This window comes from Pseudohalocynthiibacter aestuariivivens (assembly GCF_018457175.1).
GTDB classification, from domain to species: Bacteria; Pseudomonadota; Alphaproteobacteria; order Rhodobacterales; family Rhodobacteraceae; genus Pseudohalocynthiibacter; species Pseudohalocynthiibacter aestuariivivens.
Genome location: NZ_JAGFNU010000040.1, coordinates 1 through 1235, shown reverse-complemented (window position 1 = coordinate 1235; position 1235 = coordinate 1). Strand labels below are relative to the sequence as shown.

The window sequence follows — 1235 nt, the reverse complement described above, 5'->3', positions numbered from 1 at the left end:
GAGCTTGGCCTCGCCTCGGTTGATGTCACAGTTCCGCCGAACCACGTTCTCGGACAACTTGAACGGCCAAAACGCCTGCCACCCGACCCGCGCACCGAATTTGCGGTCGTCGACCCAGTGATCTACCGCAGCGATGCGCCCTTCATTTCCGAGATCAATCGCGAACTCGCCACTCGCCCGCCGGGGCAACGCAAGGTGCTCATTTTCGTACACGGCTACAACACCACGACAAGCGACGCGATCCTTCGGCTGACGCAGTTCGTCGAGGACACGGATTACCAGGGCGTGCCCGTGCTTTTCACATGGGCCTCCGCTGCCAGGACGCCACGTTATGTCTACGACCTCAACAGCGCGCTTGTCGCGCGCGGAATGGTCAAGGAGATGGCAGGCATCGTCAACCGGACGCGGGCCGAGAGCGCAGACATCTTCGCCCATTCGATGGGCGCTTTTCTGACCATGGAGGGGCTCGTCGACGCACAGCAGGCCGGCAGTCTGGGGCGTCGCACTCGCATCGACCACATCATGCTGGCCGCGCCCGATATCGACATCGACCTGTTCCGCAGCCAGATCGCGCTGCTGCCACCCGCAATACGCGGTAAGATGTTTATTCTTGTCTCCAAGGACGACAGCGCGCTCAGATTGTCGCGCCGGATCGCCGGCGGCGTTCCTCGCGTAGGGGCCGCTGACGCGACGGAACTGGAAACACTCGGGGTGACCGTCATCGACCTTTCCGAGATCAGCGATTCGAGCTCCGGCAGCCACAACAAATTCACCGGCTCTCCCTCGGTGGTCCAGCTTATCGGGGCCGGATTAAACTCTGCCGGCCACTTCGGGGAAAGCAGCACCCCCGGCCTCGACCAGCTCCTGGCCGGCTCGCCGATCCGTATCTTTGGGAATTGAACGCACGCCCGAGAGCAGTCAGTCCAATGGGGGTAATCCTCCCCGAGGCAGTGTCAGAGGAACTTTTTTGCGCTCAGAGTTAGCGCCTCCTAGCGTCTGTGGAGGACAAAACTTAGCCCTTTTCGGTACTTCAAAACCAGCCCGGAGATCATCCGCTTAGCGGTGATGTTCTACGTTCGCTACCCGCTGTCGCTTCGGAATGTCGAGGATCTGCTGCACGAGCGTGGCATTGGGATCAGCCACGAAACTGTGCGGTTTTGGTGGAACAGATTTGGCGCGATATTTGCAGCCGAAATCCGCAGGAAACGCGTCGAGCGGATGCGCGCGCATTCAAA

The 1235-nt window shown here is 60.6% G+C and carries 1 protein-coding gene and 1 pseudogene; both read left to right on the top strand.

Annotated elements, in window-relative coordinates; all coding sequences use genetic code 11:
* Nucleotides 1-900 (top strand): alpha/beta hydrolase (locus J4E70_RS19215; protein WP_246531882.1); only part of this gene is annotated, 900 nt, incomplete at its 5' end.
* Nucleotides 901-996: 96 nt separating this feature from the next.
* Nucleotides 997-1235, top strand: a pseudogene (locus J4E70_RS19490) (IS6 family transposase); the annotation flags it as partial.